This window comes from Gracilibacillus sp. HCP3S3_G5_2, assembly GCF_052063305.1.
GTDB lineage: Bacteria > Bacillota > Bacilli > Bacillales > Amphibacillaceae > Gracilibacillus.
Window position 1 is genome coordinate 78,437 of record NZ_JBQHXU010000013.1, and the last position, 15,786, is coordinate 94,222.

Annotated in this window: 15 protein-coding genes, 1 rRNA gene and 1 other annotated feature; all 16 genes read right to left on the reverse strand. The window is 38.1% G+C overall.

Features of this window, described 5'->3' with window-relative positions; all coding sequences use genetic code 11:
• Nucleotides 1-76: 76 nt before the first annotated feature.
• Nucleotides 77-586 carry an NYN domain-containing protein gene (locus ACTNEP_RS17430; RefSeq protein ID WP_441163251.1) on the reverse strand — a complete coding sequence of 170 codons (510 nt, stop codon included), beginning with the start codon at nucleotides 584-586 and terminating at the stop codon, nucleotides 77-79.
• On the reverse strand, nucleotides 586-1,332 hold the full coding sequence (rlmB, locus tag ACTNEP_RS17435; RefSeq protein ID WP_441163252.1) for a 23S rRNA (guanosine(2251)-2'-O)-methyltransferase RlmB: 747 nt from the start codon (nucleotides 1,330-1,332) through the stop codon (nucleotides 586-588). The genes ACTNEP_RS17430 and rlmB overlap by 1 nt, the downstream gene beginning before the upstream one ends.
• Nucleotides 1,329-1,736 (reverse strand): Mini-ribonuclease 3, encoded by a 408-nt coding sequence (locus ACTNEP_RS17440; RefSeq protein WP_441163253.1) that lies wholly within the window; start codon nucleotides 1,734-1,736, stop codon nucleotides 1,329-1,331. The genes rlmB and ACTNEP_RS17440 overlap by 4 nt, the downstream gene beginning before the upstream one ends.
• 2 nt (nucleotides 1,737-1,738) lie before the next feature.
• Nucleotides 1,739-3,139 carry a cysteine--tRNA ligase gene (cysS, locus tag ACTNEP_RS17445; RefSeq protein WP_441163254.1) on the reverse strand — a complete coding sequence of 467 codons (1,401 nt, stop codon included), beginning with the start codon at nucleotides 3,137-3,139 and terminating at the stop codon, nucleotides 1,739-1,741.
• On the reverse strand, nucleotides 3,129-3,788 hold the full coding sequence (cysE, locus tag ACTNEP_RS17450) for a serine O-acetyltransferase (protein WP_441163255.1): 660 nt from the start codon (nucleotides 3,786-3,788) through the stop codon (nucleotides 3,129-3,131). Before cysE ends, cysS begins: the two co-directional genes overlap by 11 nt.
• A gap of 164 nt (nucleotides 3,789-3,952) precedes the next feature.
• Nucleotides 3,953-4,168: a binding site (T-box leader), on the reverse strand.
• Nucleotides 4,169-4,206: 38 nt separating this feature from the next.
• Nucleotides 4,207-5,673, reverse strand: a complete 1,467-nt coding sequence (gene gltX / locus ACTNEP_RS17455) for a glutamate--tRNA ligase (protein ID WP_441163256.1) — start codon at nucleotides 5,671-5,673, stop codon at nucleotides 4,207-4,209.
• Between the two features lie 85 nt (nucleotides 5,674-5,758).
• Nucleotides 5,759-6,235: a 2-C-methyl-D-erythritol 2,4-cyclodiphosphate synthase gene (ispF, locus tag ACTNEP_RS17460; RefSeq protein WP_441163257.1), complete on the reverse strand. Its 477-nt coding sequence runs from the start codon at nucleotides 6,233-6,235 to the stop codon at nucleotides 5,759-5,761.
• Nucleotides 6,235-6,930 (reverse strand): 2-C-methyl-D-erythritol 4-phosphate cytidylyltransferase, encoded by a 696-nt coding sequence (gene ispD, locus ACTNEP_RS17465; RefSeq protein ID WP_441163258.1) that lies wholly within the window; start codon nucleotides 6,928-6,930, stop codon nucleotides 6,235-6,237. The genes ispF and ispD overlap by 1 nt, the downstream gene beginning before the upstream one ends.
• A gap of 264 nt (nucleotides 6,931-7,194) precedes the next feature.
• Nucleotides 7,195-8,298, reverse strand: coding sequence for a PIN/TRAM domain-containing protein (locus ACTNEP_RS17470; protein ID WP_441163259.1), 1,104 nt, complete (start codon nucleotides 8,296-8,298; stop codon nucleotides 7,195-7,197).
• A 137-nt stretch (nucleotides 8,299-8,435) separates the two neighbouring features.
• Nucleotides 8,436-9,806 carry a DNA repair protein RadA gene (radA, locus tag ACTNEP_RS17475; protein ID WP_441163260.1) on the reverse strand — a complete coding sequence of 457 codons (1,371 nt, stop codon included), beginning with the start codon at nucleotides 9,804-9,806 and terminating at the stop codon, nucleotides 8,436-8,438.
• 339 nt (nucleotides 9,807-10,145) lie between these two features.
• On the reverse strand, nucleotides 10,146-12,575 hold the full coding sequence (gene clpC / locus ACTNEP_RS17480; RefSeq protein WP_441163261.1) for an ATP-dependent protease ATP-binding subunit ClpC: 2,430 nt from the start codon (nucleotides 12,573-12,575) through the stop codon (nucleotides 10,146-10,148).
• A 1-nt stretch (nucleotide 12,576) separates the two neighbouring features.
• Complete coding sequence (locus tag ACTNEP_RS17485; RefSeq protein WP_441163262.1) at nucleotides 12,577-13,653, reverse strand: protein arginine kinase; 1,077 nt, start codon at nucleotides 13,651-13,653, stop codon at nucleotides 12,577-12,579.
• Nucleotides 13,650-14,192: a UvrB/UvrC motif-containing protein gene (locus ACTNEP_RS17490; RefSeq protein WP_441163263.1), complete on the reverse strand. Its 543-nt coding sequence runs from the start codon at nucleotides 14,190-14,192 to the stop codon at nucleotides 13,650-13,652. Before ACTNEP_RS17490 ends, ACTNEP_RS17485 begins: the two co-directional genes overlap by 4 nt.
• A gap of 12 nt (nucleotides 14,193-14,204) precedes the next feature.
• Complete coding sequence (locus ACTNEP_RS17495) at nucleotides 14,205-14,669, reverse strand: CtsR family transcriptional regulator (RefSeq protein ID WP_441163264.1); 465 nt, start codon at nucleotides 14,667-14,669, stop codon at nucleotides 14,205-14,207.
• A 122-nt stretch (nucleotides 14,670-14,791) separates the two neighbouring features.
• Nucleotides 14,792-15,487, reverse strand: a complete 696-nt coding sequence (locus ACTNEP_RS17500; protein ID WP_441163265.1) for an MgtC/SapB family protein — start codon at nucleotides 15,485-15,487, stop codon at nucleotides 14,792-14,794.
• Nucleotides 15,488-15,681: 194 nt separating this feature from the next.
• A 5S ribosomal RNA gene (rrf, locus tag ACTNEP_RS17505) occupies nucleotides 15,682-15,786 on the reverse strand; the annotation flags it as partial.

A 15,786-nucleotide genomic window follows, 5' to 3' on the forward strand; every position in this document is an offset into this window, starting at 1 on the left:
AAAATTAGGTATTGCAGACTACATTAGCAACATTATACAGGAAGCGCTTAATTTACGTCAACTGGTCTTTTTGTTTTTATTTATTACCACGTCTCCATTCCTCGAATACTTTCAACACCTTATCGTCCAAAGGGATCTTACTTTTTCTTTTATTTTGCTGATGTTCTATTATATCTACCTCTATTTCTTTTTGAATATTTTTCAATTCAATATCCAGTTCTCTAGCAGAAATTCGGAATGCGCCTTGTGCGAAAATCGTACGTTGTTCTGTATAATCAGAAGTCGCTACAAACACCTTTGTCCGTACATTTTTAAATTCTTTGACAAGTCGTTCAATACATTGGTCAGCTGTTTCATTTTCTTTCGTGAAAATAACCTCTACTTTATATTGTTGTTGCCTATTTTCTAAACCTCTTACCTCATAAGCATCAAAGACAACAATTACTTTTCTTTTACGGTATGCTTGATATTCCGCCATTTTGTCAATCAGTAACAACCTAGCTTGCTCTAAATCCGTTTCCTTTAAAGATTTTAATTCCTCCCAGGCACCAATCATGTTGTACCCATCCACTAACAGTACATCCATCAGGATTCACCATGTTCGTCTCTTTTTCTAAATACTTCATACATTAGTATACTTGCTGCAACCGATGCATTTAACGATGAAACGGAGCCTACCATTGGTAAACTAACTGTCCAATCACACTTTTGCTTCACTAAACGGCTAATTCCTTTTCCTTCATTGCCAATAACAAGCGCAATCGGTAGTTGACCATCTAACTTGCGATAGTCCTCTGTTGCTTCTGCTTCTGTTCCGACAACCCACACACTACGTGTCTTTAATTCCTCAATTGTTTGTGCAATATTGGTTACCCTCACTACTGGTATATGTTCAATTGCACCAACTGATGTTTTGGCCACAGTAGCGGTTAAACCTACTGCTCTTCGTTTTGGGATAATAACGCCATGAACACCTGTTGCATCTGCACTACGAAGAATAGAGCCTAAATTATGCGGGTCTTCGATTTCATCTAAAATTAAAAAGAATGGCGGTTCATCCCTTTTTTCTGCTATATCGAATAACTGATCCAATGAGGCATAGTCATAAGCAGCAACCATTGCTGCGATACCTTGATGATTACCATCAACCAATTGATCAAGTTTCTTTTTTGGTACTCGTTGGACTGGTGCGTTTTTTGCCTTAGCTAAACCTTGAATTTTCTTTACTAAAGAAGCATTCAGATTTTCTGCCAGATATAATTTTTGGATAGAACGGTCAGATTCCAAAGCTTCCAATACTGTGTTTTTTCCAATAATCCATTCTCCGCTCATGCTTGACCATCTCCTTTCTCCGTAATGTTAATTGCTTGTTTGATAAGTAATTCTAACCGTTGATGCTGCTGGTCCAAATACAGAAAACCAATCAGTGTTTCAAATGCTGTGCTGTACCTGTATGCTTGTACACTTGTGTTCTTAGGAACGGAACCAGATTTGGCATTCCGCCCCCTTTTCACAATAGCTAATTCTTCTGTAGTGAGCTCGTTTGTTTCCATCCATTCATGAACTACCTTTGCCTGTGCTGTTGCTTTTACAAACTTGACAGCATGCTGATGCAATTCTTGCACTTTCACAGTCCCTTTATTGATCACATATTCTCTTACATATTTTTCATAAATTGCATCCCCCATATAAGCGAGGGCAAGACTTTTCATTTCTCGCGGTTGCTGTGTTGTCATTATTAACCTCGCTTCCATCTTGTGCCTTGTGGTGTATCCTCCAGAATGATATTGCGTTCTTTCAGATCATCCCGAATTTTATCTGCCATTTGAAAGTCTTTGTTTTTTCTTGCTTCGATTCTTTTCTCTATTAAGGCTTCAATCTCTTCATCGAGTAATTCATCTTCATCTGTCTCCGGAATGCCTAGCACGTTTAACCAAGTGGTTAGTGTAGCAATAAACGCATCTAGGACTTCAACATGCGTATGGTCTGATTGCAAGTATACATTCGCTTCTTTCACTAAATCGAAGATAACTGCTATGGCATTAGCTGTATTGAAGTCATCATCCATTTCTTTTTCAAACTGTTGTTTCAACTCTTCGATTTTTATCAACCAATTTTCGTTATCGTCTGCTAAATTAACACTTGACTCTTTACGATGCTCCAGATTAGTTAACGCATTTTCAATTCGGTCATAACTATTTTTGGCACTCTCTAATAACGTATCACTAAAATTGATCGGGTTACGATAATGTACACTTAGCATAAAGAAACGTAAAACTTTCGGATCGTGTTTTTGTATAAGATCATGTGCTAAAACAAAATTACCGAGTGATTTCGACATTTTTTCATTATCGATGTTAATATACCCATTATGCATCCAATAATTTGCGAATGAGGTGCCATTACATGCCTCAGATTGAGCAATCTCATTTTCGTGATGAGGGAATGTTAAGTCTTGACCACCAGCATGTATATCAATCGTATCACCAAGATATTTTTTAGCCATTGCTGAGCATTCAATATGCCAGCCCGGACGCCCTTTCCCCCATGGCGAATCCCAAGATATTTCTCCACCTTTCGCTTGCTTCCATAAGGCAAAATCTAACGGATCTTGTTTTTTCTCCCCTACTTGAATACGTGCACCTGATCGTAATTCATCTATTGATTGATGTGACAGCTTTCCATACTCATCAAACGATCTCGTTTTAAAGTACACATCTCCGTCTGCTTCATAAGCATGACCTTTATCTATTAAGGTAGAAATGAATTTGATAATATCATCCATTGTTTCAGTAACTCTAGGATGGTGAACGGCTTCTTTTACTCCAAGCACGCCGACATCTTCTTTATAAGCTTTAATAAAGCGTTCTGCAATGGTTGGCACTTCTTCTCCTAATTCATTAGCAGCCTTGATCAGTTTATCATCGACATCGGTGAAGTTGAGCACATAGTCTACTTGATAGCCTTTATATTCAAAATACCTTCTTACCGTATCAAAAACAATAGCAGGACGTGCATTTCCAATATGAATGTAGTTATACACTGTTGGACCACAAACATACATTTTGACACGATTGGCTTCTATCGATTTAAATAATTCTTTTTTTCGTGTAAGTGTATTGTATATCCTAATGGTCATGTTGATTCTCTCCTTTTAAATCTTTTACCTCGTTTTTTAATCGTTGTATCTCATCTTCCATTTCCTTTAACACTTCACTGATTGGATCAGGAAGCTTGTGGTGATCTAAATCCTTACGTACTTTCTCACCATTTTGAATAACGACTCTTCCAGGGATGCCGACAACCGTTGAATGATCCGGAACATCTCTTAATACTACTGAACCGGCACCGATTTTTGAGCTTTCTCCAATTGTAATCGATCCTAGTACTTTCGCTCCTGTAGCAACCAGTGCATTATCTTTAATAGTCGGGTGTCGTTTTCCTTTTTCTTTTCCTGTCCCTCCTAATGTAACACCTTGATATATCGTCACATTATCGCCGATTTCACATGTTTCACCTATGACAACTCCCATTCCATGGTCTATGAAGAATCGTCTGCCTATTTTAGCACCTGGATGAATTTCAATTCCAGTAAAGAAACGGCTGATTTGAGAGATAACTCTCGCGATAAAAAAGAATTTTTTTCGATAAAATGCATGTGCGATTCGATGTGACCAGATCGCATGTAATCCGGAATAAGTTAAACAAACTTCGATATAGGTGCGTGCTGCTGGGTCTTGATCAAAGATGACTTCGATGTCTTCTTTAAGTAACTTGAAAAAACCCACGGACTATCATTCCCCCTATTGTATATAAGTCAAACTACGAACTAGACAGACTCTGATTTTGTTGAGTGCTCTGCCGGAGCGATAATCAAGCACTCCCTAAGAAAAGATATAGTAGGATTAAAACAGTTTTTTTAAAATAAAAAAAGCGTCTCTGGGTTTGATAACTCAGAGACGCTTTTGCTGCGCGGTTCCACTCTGTTTAGGGAATGATTCTTCCCTCAACTTTGACCGATAACGGTGGTAAACCGTTCTTCCGTACTTCATTCAGGAAGAAACTCTGAGGTGCATTTCAAAGAAATGTGCTTCAACCATTCTCAGCCTGTGATGGTTTTCTCTGAACAAGCAAGATTTCTTTTACTTCTCCTCGTCAACGTACCTTATTACTTACTATTATAGTATATTTGTTAAAATTTGCTACTTATTTGATTAGCTCTAATACATTTTTCAGTCTTGCTTTGACAATATCTTCTCCTAAAAGATAGATCGCATTCGGTAATTCAGGACCATGGACTTCTCCTGTTGTCGCCACACGAATTGGCATAAATAGCTTTTTACCCTTTTGTTTTGTTGCTTTTTGTGTGTCTTTAATACTAGCTTTAATTGCTTCCGGCGATAATTCCTCTATATTACTGAACTGTTCCAAAAAGCCTTCCAAAACTTCTGGTACCTGCTCTTCTTTTAGTACCGCCATTGCCTCTTCCTTATAGTCAATATCGGTTTTAAAGAAAAGCTCTGTTAACTCGACAATCTCAGCACCATAGGATAGTTGTTCATGGTATAAACTAATTACGTTTACTGCCCACTCTTTTTGTTCTTCGCTCATCTCTGCAGGGAGTTTTCCCGCTTCTATCAAGTGTGGCAAGCTTAATTCTACCACTTCGTCTAAAGAAGCTTGCTTAATATACTGATTGTTCATCCATTTTAACTTTGCTGGGTCAAAGATCGCAGGTGATGTGGATAAACGAGCCGGATCAAACATTTTGATAAACTCTTCCTGTGTAAATAGTTCTTCCTCGCCTACCGGTGACCAACCAAGCAATGTAATAAAGTTAAACAAAGCCTCTGGTAGGTAGCCAAGATTTTTATATTGTTCAATAAATTGCAAGATGTGCTCATCACGTTTACTTAATTTCTTACGGTTTTCGTTTAAAATTAATGTCATATGACCATATTGGGGAGTATCCCAGCCAAAAGCTTCAAAGATCATCATCTGCTTTGGTGTATTCGATATATGCTCTTCCCCACGTAATACATGGCTTATTTTCATATGATAATCATCAATCGCTACGGCAAAGTTATAAGTTGGAATCCCGTTTTTCTTCACCATAACCCAGTCACCGAAATCTCCGGATTCGAATGTGATGTTACCACGTACAATATCATTAAACGTATATGTTTTGTTATCTGGTACACGGAATCGGATACTAGGCTTTCTTCCTTCCGCTTCAAATTGCTTTATTTGCTCCTCAGTTAGATCACGGTGTGCCCCAGAATACTTCGGTACCTGGCCATTAGCACGTTGTTCTTCACGTTCTGCTTCCAATTCGTCCTCTGTCATATAACATTTATATGCTAAACCACGCTCTAGTAGCTCATCCACATATTTTTGATAGATGTCTAAACGTTCTGTTTGACGGTAGGGACCATATTCACCACCGATATCAGCACCTTCATCCCATTCTAATCCAAGCCACTTCAAATAGCGTAATTGACTCTCTTCGCCACCTTCTACGTTACGCTTTTCATCCGTATCTTCAGTTCGAATAATGAATGATCCACCTAGGTGTTTCGCATATAAATAATTAAAAAGAGCTGTTCTTGCGTTACCGATATGCAAATGCCCTGTTGGACTTGGTGCATAACGAACACGTACTTCATTTCCCATTGTCATTGTCCCTCCATTATTGTTTAACGGTCTTTTTCACCAATTATCTTTATTTTATCATTATTTTCGACAAAGTGTTACGTTTTTATTTCTTCATTAGGAGTACAACAGCTTGTGCAGCTATTCCTTCTTTTCTACCAGTAAAACCAAGCTGTTCTGTTGTCGTCGCTTTAACATTAATTTGCTCTTTGTCACATTTCAAAAGTCGAGCTATATTTTCCTGGATTGGTGCAACATATGGCGCAAGCTTAGGTGCTTGGGCTATCACCGTACAATCCAAGTTGCCGAGCTTATACCCTTTCTGTTCAACGATTTCCCATACCTCCTGTAATAACGTCTGGGAATCAGCGTCCTTAAATGCCGGATCTGTGTCAGGAAAATGCTTGCCGATATCTCCTTCACCAATGGCTCCAAGGCAAGCGTCCGCAATTGTGTGTAATAACACATCTGCATCAGAATGCCCTAATAGACCATATTCATACGGTATCTCGATCCCTCCAATAATACAAGGCCTTCCTTCGACCAATTGATGTACGTCAAAACCTTGTCCGATACGAAACATCATTTCTCCTCCTGTCTTTCTAAGATCATCTCTGCTCGCATAATATCTTCTGGCGTAGTTAATTTAACGTTCTGATAAGTACCTTGGACGATAGCTACCGGTTCTCCTAAAGCCTCCACAAGTGACACATCATCCGTTCCAAGATATTCTGCTGCTATTGCCTTTTCATGAGCTTTTTTAATTAATTGATAGTCAAAAGCTTGCGGTGTTTGTGCAGCCCACAATAATGAGCGATCCAATGTCTCTATTTTGTCCCCATTTTTTCTTTTTATTGTATCGGTAACTGGCACGGCCAGCAATGCTGCTTTTTTCTCTTTTGCTACCTGAGCAAGCTCGTGTAATTGTGCTTCTCCAACAAATGGTCTTGCTCCATCATGGATCATGACAACCATGTCTTGACATTTAACGCTGATCGCCTGTAACCCTTTATAGCCGCTCTCTTGTCGTTCTCTCCCACCGTGAACAAATGTAATTTGGTTTTGCCACTGGTAGGCAGCTATTAAATGTTCCATTTGTTCCTGCTCATTTGGGTTGATGACTAAGTAAATATGTTGGCACCAGTTGTCCTGAATAAATTTCTTTAAAGTATGTATAATCAAAGGTTCATTTAGTAGTTCAATAAATTGTTTATTCTTGCCTGCATTCATGCGTTTTCCTTGACCTGCCGCTAACACGATCACATTATATTTTACCATGCGGCCACCCCAATCTCTAATTAACTAGCTTATAGTTCTATTCCAATCTCGTAACAGAGGTTTTTGTGATTTTACTCCATTAATGGTAACATCTTCAAAGACCAAAATGAATCTGACTTCACTTTCCCCTTCTAAGGTAGATAACAACTGCGAACTAGTGAAAATACTATTTGTTCGAAAGTCTGAAAATGCAATAATAAACTAACAAAAAGTGATAACAATCATGTTATCACTTTTGTCTATCCTTTATAAGTTATACCTTTTTTAGAGTGCTTTTTCAAGCAATTTTGGTTTGGCGAAGATCATTCGACCTGCTGATGTTTGCAGTACACTTGTAATCACGACTTCGATATTCTGTCCGATATAGTTTTTACCTTCTTCGACTACAATCATAGTACCATCATCCAAGTATGCGACACCTTGGTTCTGTTCTTTACCGTCTTTAATTACCTGTACTGCCAGTTCCTCACCTGGCAATACAATCGGTTTAACAGCATTAGCTAAATCGTTAATATTTAAAACAGGTACTTTTTGAAATTCACATACTTTATTTAAGTTAAAATCATTCGTTACCACAATACCGTTCATTACTTTTGCTAGTTTCACCAATTTGCTGTCAACTTCTTGAATTTCCTCAAAATCCCCTTCATAAATCTCCACATTTATCGGTAAGTCCTTCTGGATGCGATTTAGAATATCTAAACCTCGGCGCCCACGATTTCGTTTTAATGCGTCTGAAGAATCAGCAATATGCTGCAATTCTTCTAAAACAAATTGAGGAATAATAATTGTCCCTTCTAAAAAACTCGTTTGACATATGTCCGCAATTCGTCCATCAATGATTACACTCGTATCTAATATTTTTGGTTTTGGCAATTCAAGATGAGCTTCTTCAGGTATCAAGGACTTTTTCTTTTCCCTTTTAGGTAGCGTAAATAATTGCAAAAATTCATCTCTTCTTTTAAACCCAACTTGGAATCCAAAATAGGCAAGTAAGAAACTTAAGAAAATTGGCACTACCTGTGAAACAACTCGTATATCAATCGATTGAATCGGATCATTTAAGAAATATGCAATAATTAAACCAATAATAATACCTAAACTGCCAAATAATAAATCCGATACTGGGGCTTTCATTAACATCTCTTCAATCCAAGCAAAGAAACTCAAAATATAATCAGAAATCCATATAGACACAATAAATAAAATAATTGCTCCTACTACTAACCCAACATAAGGCGCTACATAGTCAGACATCAGCCATGTACCTTCAGCAAACCCTATTAATTCCAACAATCTTGGAATATATAAATATCCAGCGGTACCACCTGCAATAATAAAAAATAGTTGCACGAATCGTTTTAGCACCACAGTCACCTCCTATAATTTAGTCTCTCCTATTTATTAACATTTTAAACATTGTTTATGCTTTTTATTAAACTGCCATTACTCGTAAGGAGAGCGCAAATGAAAATGATATATATAAAAAGATAAACATATAACTTTTAATCTCCCAAAGCTATCTTGATTGCTTCTTGGACAGAGTTTACCCCAATAAGTTCAATAGATGAAGGGGCCGTCCATCCATCTATATTTTTTGCAGGAATGATCGCTCTCTTAAATCCTAATTTAGCTGCTTCTTGTACACGTTGTTCAATTCGAGATACTCTGCGTACTTCACCGGTAAGTCCTACCTCACCAACTAACACATCATCTGTATGTGGCGCTCTATCTCTAAAGCTTGAAGCAATACTAATCGCAACTGCTAAATCTATCGCAGGTTCATCTAATTTTACACCACCCGCTACTTTCACATATGCATCTTGATTTTGCAACATTAAGCCAACTCTTTTTTCTAAAACAGCCATTAATAGCGGCACTCGATTATGATCAATTCCTGTTGCCATTCGTCGAGGGTTACCGAAACTCGTAGGGGATATTAATGCTTGTATCTCAACTAAGACCGGTCTCGTTCCTTCCATTGATGCAACAATTGTTGAACCTGCAACACCTTGTGATCGTTCTTCTAGGAAGATCTCAGAAGGGTTTAATACTTCTGCCAATCCTTCTTCTCTCATTTCAAATATGCCCATTTCGTTGGTACTGCCAAATCGATTTTTTACACCTCGCAATATCCGAAAAGTATGGTGCCTTTCCCCTTCGAAATATAAGACGGCATCTACCATATGCTCAAGTAATCGTGGACCGGCAATAGATCCTTCCTTTGTAACATGCCCAACTATAAAAATAGGTATATGGTTTTGCTTAGCAATACGCATCAATTCACTAGTACATTCTCGTACTTGTGAAACACTACCAGGTGCACTTGTCACTTCTTCTTTATAAATGGTTTGAATAGAGTCAATCACCACAAACCCTGGTTTTAATTGATCAATTTGATTTCCAATATCTACTAGATTCGTTTCAGAAAGTACATATAGTCTTTCTGAAGAAATAGCTAATCTGTCTGCTCTCAGTTTTGTCTGTCTTGCTGATTCTTCTCCAGAAATGTATAACACATCTACGTCGCGCTGTGCTAATTGACTGGAAACCTGAAGTAATAGCGTAGATTTACCGATTCCAGGGTCACCACCGATTAAAACTAAAGAACCTTGCACGATACCGCCACCGAGGACACGATTTAACTCTTGCATTTTCGTTTTAATTCTTGGTTCTTCCTGTGATTGAATACTAGATATTTTTTCCGGTTTTTGAGCTGTGACAGTGCCTGTTGCCCAATTACCTCGTACTGTTTTTGCAGCTGCCACTTCTTCTACTAATGTATTCCACTCGTTACACCCTGGGCATTTCCCCATCCATTTAGCTGATTCATAACCACAGGATTGACAAACAAATTTAGATTTCCGCTTAGCCAAAAGTATCGCTCCCTTTCATTATATACGAAAAGACCCTCTTATAAGTTACAGAGATCTATCAATTTAGTTAAAGATGTATGTAAAAAGTGTAAAAAAAGGATAATCTTTAAATCTCCTTCCTTACTTATACGGTGATGGTATTCTTGCCTCATATCACACAAACCGCATCTCCATAAAAGTCCCATTTACTACCTTTGATCTACGTGCTGTTTCCCATGGATAATAGCAAAGAAACCGAGAGCTCGGAGTAGGAGTGAGTACTACATCTAACTACTTGTCATTTTCATCAAGTGTAAATGTTGAAAAAATCGGAAGGGGTATCCTTCCGATTTTTAGCTTTTACACGACTTTGAATTCGCCTGATTCATCAAGGTCAATCGTTACTTTTTCGCCTTTTTTGATGGTTTCTTTTAACAACTCTTCTGATAATAAGTCTTCCACATTCTTTTGAATGGATCTACGTAATGGTCTAGCACCATATTCAGGGTCAAATCCTTCATTTGCGATCTTTTCGATTGCCTTATCTGATAATACAAAGTCTATTTCCTGTTCAGTTAAACGCTTCTGTAACTCTTTTACCATTAGCTCAACAATGTTTTTCATATGTTTTTTCTCTAGTGAATGGAAAACAATGGTTTCGTCAATACGGTTTAAGAACTCCGGACGAAAGGCTTTCTTTAATTCTGTCGTTACTTTTGAACGCATATCTTTATAATTCTGTTCTTCATCCCCAAGACTAAAACCAACATATTTATTGCGTTTTAGTTCATTTGCGCCGACATTGGATGTCATAATTAAAACAGTATTTCTAAAGTCAACGGTACGTCCTTTAGAATCGGTTAAACGACCATCTTCTAATACTTGGAGTAATATATTAAATACTTCTGGGTGTGCCTTCTCTACCTCGTCTAACAAGACAACAGAATATGGCTTTCTACGTACTTTCTCTGTTAGCTGTCCGCCTTCTTCATAGCCGACATATCCCGGCGGTGAACCAACAAGTCGTGAGGTTGCATGCTTCTCCATATACTCTGACATATCGATTCGAATCATGGCATCTTCATCACCAAACATGGATTCTGCTAATGCACGTGCAAGTTCTGTTTTCCCAACACCAGTCGGGCCTAAGAAAATAAATGAACCAATTGGGCGTTTAGGATCTTTTAAACCGGCTCTTGCACGGCGGATTGCCTTGGAAACTGCCTTAACAGCCTCTTCCTGGCCAATTAACCGATCATGCAAAATATCTTCCATATGCAATAATCTTTCACTCTCATCCTTAGTAAGCGCTGATACCGGTACTCCCGTCCATGTTGATACAACGCTAGCAATATCTTCTACTGTTACTTCAGAATTCTCTTGGCCCTGTTTTTCTTTCCACTTTGTTTCTGTTTCTTCTAGTTCCTTTTTTAATTTTTGTTCATCATCTCGTAATGCCGCAGCCTTTTCGAATTCTTGACTTTGAACGGCGGCATCCTTTTCTTTGCGTACTTCTTCTAATTGCTGTTCTAATTCCTTTAAATTAGGAGGAGTAGTGTAAGAACGCAAGCGTACCTTAGAGGCAGCCTCATCGATTAAATCAATTGCTTTATCCGGCAAGAAGCGGTCTGTGATATAACGGTCTGACAGCTTTGCTGCTGCTTCAATTGCTTCATCTGTAATCGTCACACGGTGATGTGCTTCATAACGATCTCTTAGGCCTTGCAAAATTTGTACCGATTCTTCAACAGATGGTTCATCCACTTGAATTGGTTGAAAACGACGTTCTAATGCAGCGTCTTTTTCAATATATTTGCGATATTCATCTAATGTTGTTGCACCGATACATTGTAATTCACCACGTGCTAACGATGGTTTTAAAATATTTGAAGCATCAATAGCACCTTCAGCACCACCAGCTCCAATTAAGGTGTGTAATTCGTCAATAAAAAGGATCACATTATTAGCCTGGCGAATTTCTTCCATTACTTTTTTCAAGCGATCTTCAAATTCACCACGATATTTCGTACCAGCAACTACTGTACCCATATCAAGTGTCATTACCCGTTTATCGCGAAGTATCTCCGGTACCTCATTTTGAACGATCTGCTGCGCCAAGCCTTCCGCTACTGCAGTTTTACCAACACCTGGCTCTCCAATCAAAACAGGGTTATTTTTTGTACGACGACTTAAAACTTGAATGACTCGCTCAATTTCTTTTTCTCGACCAATAACAGGATCGATATTGCCTTCTTTGGCAATCGACGTTAAATCACGTGCTAGTGAATCTAACGTAGGAGTACTGGCATTGTTATTACTTTGCGTATTCCGTCCGTTTTGAGAACCCCCGGATTCTGAACTCCCTAACAGCTGTAAGACTTGTTGGCGTGCTTTATTGAGGCTGACGCCAAGGTTATTTAAAACTCGAGCAGCTACTCCTTCTCCTTCACGAATAAGACCTAATAAAATATGCTCAGTACCTACATACGAATGACCTAATTTTCTAGCTTCATCCATTGATAACTCAATAACTTTCTTCGCCCTTGGTGTATAATGAATCGTTTGAGATACTTCGTTACCTTTTCCGATTAAAGATTCGACTTCAGCTCTAATTTTATCAGCACCAAGTCCAATCGCATGAAGTGCTTTTGCTGCAATTCCTTCCCCTTCACTTACCAGTCCTAATAAAATATGTTCAGTGCCAATATTATTATGACCAAGACGTACCGCTTCTTCCTGTGATAATGCTAATACTTTTTGTGCTCTTTCTGTAAAGCGTCCAAACATCATATTAGTATTCCTCCTTCTGCTCCAATGTAAATCGTTCCCTAATTAAGGATGCACGAAATATATCCCGCTCATTCGGTGTCAGTATTTTTTTGGCATATTGTTGTAAAAATGCCGGCTGTGTTAAGACAACCAATTCATTCAGAATCGATTTAGATATATTCTCAATGAATCCGAGGTCAATACCTAGACGGACATCGGACAAACACTTTGCCGTTTCTTTTGATTCAATAATTCGACTATGCTGTAAAATACCATAGGAACGAAATACTCGATCCTCTAATTCCAACTCTGATTGTTCCATAAGTAAGTTTCGAGCATGCCTCTCATGTTCAATTAACTTATCAACCACACCTTTTAAATCTTCGATAATATCCTCTTCAGAACGTCCCAACGTTATCTGGTTGGAAATTTGAAAAATGTTCCCTAAAGCTTCACTACCTTCACCATAAATACCGCGGACCACTAATCCTAACTGATTAATTGCCGGGATCATTCTATTAATTTTTCGTGTTAATGCAAGTGCAGGTAAATGCATCATGACAGAAGCCCTTAATCCGGTACCAACGTTTGTAGGACAACTGGTGAGGTAACCTCTATTTTCATCAAAGGCATAATCGATTTTTTCTTCTAGCCAGTCATCTAATTGAAAAGCCTGTTCCAATGCTTTCTCTAATTGTAAACCAGGAAAATATAACTGCGCTCGAATATGGTCTTCTTCATTAATCATAATCGATACCTGTTCATTCTTAGAGATTAACGCTCCACCATTTTTTGACTTTTCGGCTAAGTGTGGGCTGATTAAATGCTTTTCCACCAATACTTGCTTTTCTACTTGTTTTAAATCAGACATTTTAACAAATTCGAAATCCTTATATTGTAAATAAGAGCGATGGTTAAATTCCTTTTCCATAAAATAGAGGATGTTATCCATTTGTTCTTCTTCAGCAATTAATGGAAAAGGTGACTGTTCAAAATTTCGGGCTAACCGAACGCGGCTGCTCATAACAATATCACTGTCAGGTCCATTCTCTTTCAGCCAAGGGCTAATCGCTTCATTCATAAATTGCTCTAAACTCACGAATCATCACGCTCCTCATAGCGATTTAGATTCTTTTCCAATGACCTTATTTCATCGCGAATTTCCGCAGCAGATTCAAAGGCTTCCTCCGCGATTGCTTGTTGTAACCTAATCTTTAAATCTCTTAGCTTTTTGCGTTGATAAATATCAGAACCTACACGTTTTGGGACTTTCCCCTCATGTGTCGTGTTACCACTATGCACTTTGCGAAATAGCGGATTTAAATGTTCGGAGAAAGTATGATAGCATGAGGCACATCCAAACTTCCCAATTCTAGCAAATTGTTGATACGTCATCCCGCATTTTTCACATTGTAGCTCTTTTTCTTTTGATTGTAGTGATTGGTGGTGCATTGCATTAGATTTTGGATTAAACAGTCCTGATAAAAGGTGGTGCAAGGAATAGGCATCTTCTTCTTGAGATACATAACCTTTTTCCTTTGCACATCGCTGGCAGACATGAATTTCTGTTTTCTCACCGTTTATCACTTGTGCAAAATGAACGGTGGCCGGATTTTGTTTGCACTCTTGGCACTCCATACCGCACACCTCCTAAAATTGATATTTTAAGGTATTAAGCATTGCGGACAAAATTCTGGCTCGAATCTCATCACGAATTGGCAACTGAAAGGAGAGCGTATTTCGATCAATCGCACCAACCATTAACTTCGCTTCGCGTTCCGTAATTAATTCCTCTTCCAAAAGGCGTTCTAGGATATTCACTGCCTTTTGCTGTGAGATCTTTGGCTGAATCATTTCAATAATTTCATCTATTAATTTAGCTTTATCTTCGTTAGTAATGCGACTAATACGAATATAGCCCCCGCCACCACGTTTACTTTCCACTAAGTACCCTTTCTCTAAAGTAAACCGTGTATTGATGACATAATTAATTTGAGAAGGAACACATTCGAAGCGATCGGCAATTTCACTACGCTTTATCTCAATGATTTTGTGCTGATTGTTATGCATGATTTCCTTCAAATATTCTTCTATAATATCTGAAATATTACGCATTTTCCCTCCTCCAATCTGACTTTGACTATATTTGACTATATATTTATTATACTGTATATCAGCTTGGTTGAAAACTATTTGGTCTTCATTATTATAACCTTTCTTACGCTGTCTCAAACCCTTTACGCTCGAAAACGGATCTTAATTTTTTTTACCTCTTCCTGTTTTAACAACCATTCATATAAATTATCTCGTTTCTTTTGATGAATCGCGTCAATATACATTTTTATTTTAGTTATTTCTGGACTCTCGTTAGAAATATCAAATTCACGAATTTCGATTGGATAGGATTGTACCCGTTCAATAAAAGAAGAAGTGTTATTTTCCTTCGTAAGTTTTACTTCAAAAATAATATGATGATTCTTCCTATGAAGTCTTTTTTCAAATTTATTTAAAACAACCAAACTTATAAGGATTATGAGTGTAGTCACAACAGCCTCTTTATACATGCCAATTCCAACAATCAGTCCTAGTCCGGCAACAGCCCAAATAGAAGCGGCCGTGGTCAGTCCGCGAATAGTTCCACCATTTACAATTATGGTACCTGCTCCAAGAAAACCAATACCACTGATTACATAGGAAGGTATCCGAGCCGGATCAAACTGAATATTATCGTAATTTTCGATAAAATGCTGAAAACCATTTATGGAAAGAAGCATCATTAAGCAAGAACTGACACCAACTAAAATATGAGTACGAAAACCAGCGGAATGCTTATTAACTTCCCTCTCAAAACCAATTAAACCTGATAAAACTAGTGCAATCATTAGCTTGGTAACAGACTCTAAAAATTCCGGGTCAAAGAAATTACTCCACATAAAAACACACCCCTGTACAAGATTTTTTATCAACACAATTAATTCACACATCTTAACTTGCGTAAAATAATTAATAAATAGAATAAAGAGTATATAGCAGAATATTACTCATGAATATCCCTTCCTTGAAATAGTTACCCTATTTTAACATACAAAAAAACTCCCTAGTCCTATGACTAAGAAGTCTTTCAATTGCCTGGCAACGTCCTACTCTCGCAGGGGCGCGAGCCCCAACTACCATGGGCGCTGGAGAGCTTAACTACTGTGTTCGGCATGGGAACAGGTGTGACCTCTCCGCT

Coding starts and splice junctions, on each gene's coding strand:
- ACTNEP_RS17430 (WP_441163251.1), bottom strand. CDS start 586: ATGGATGTACTGTTAGTGGATGGGTACAACATGATTGGTGCCTGGGAG.
- rlmB (WP_441163252.1), bottom strand. CDS start 1,332: ATGAGCGGAGAATGGATTATTGGAAAAAACACAGTATTGGAAGCTTTG.
- ACTNEP_RS17440 (WP_441163253.1), bottom strand. CDS start 1,736: ATGACAACACAGCAACCGCGAGAAATGAAAAGTCTTGCCCTCGCTTAT.
- cysS (WP_441163254.1), bottom strand. CDS start 3,139: ATGACCATTAGGATATACAATACACTTACACGAAAAAAAGAATTATTT.
- gltX (WP_441163256.1), bottom strand. CDS start 5,673: ATGGGAAATGAAGTACGTGTTCGTTATGCACCAAGTCCAACAGGGCAT.
- ispF (WP_441163257.1), bottom strand. CDS start 6,235: ATGTTTCGTATCGGACAAGGTTTTGACGTACATCAATTGGTCGAAGGA.
- ispD (WP_441163258.1), bottom strand. CDS start 6,930: ATGGTAAAATATAATGTGATCGTGTTAGCGGCAGGTCAAGGAAAACGC.
- clpC (WP_441163261.1), bottom strand. CDS start 12,575: ATGATGTTTGGACGCTTTACAGAAAGAGCACAAAAAGTATTAGCATTA.
- ACTNEP_RS17490 (WP_441163263.1), bottom strand. CDS start 14,192: ATGGAGTGCCAAGAGTGCAAACAAAATCCGGCCACCGTTCATTTTGCA.
- ACTNEP_RS17495 (WP_441163264.1), bottom strand. CDS start 14,669: ATGCGTAATATTTCAGATATTATAGAAGAATATTTGAAGGAAATCATG.
- ACTNEP_RS17500 (WP_441163265.1), bottom strand. CDS start 15,487: ATGTGGAGTAATTTCTTTGACCCGGAATTTTTAGAGTCTGTTACCAAG.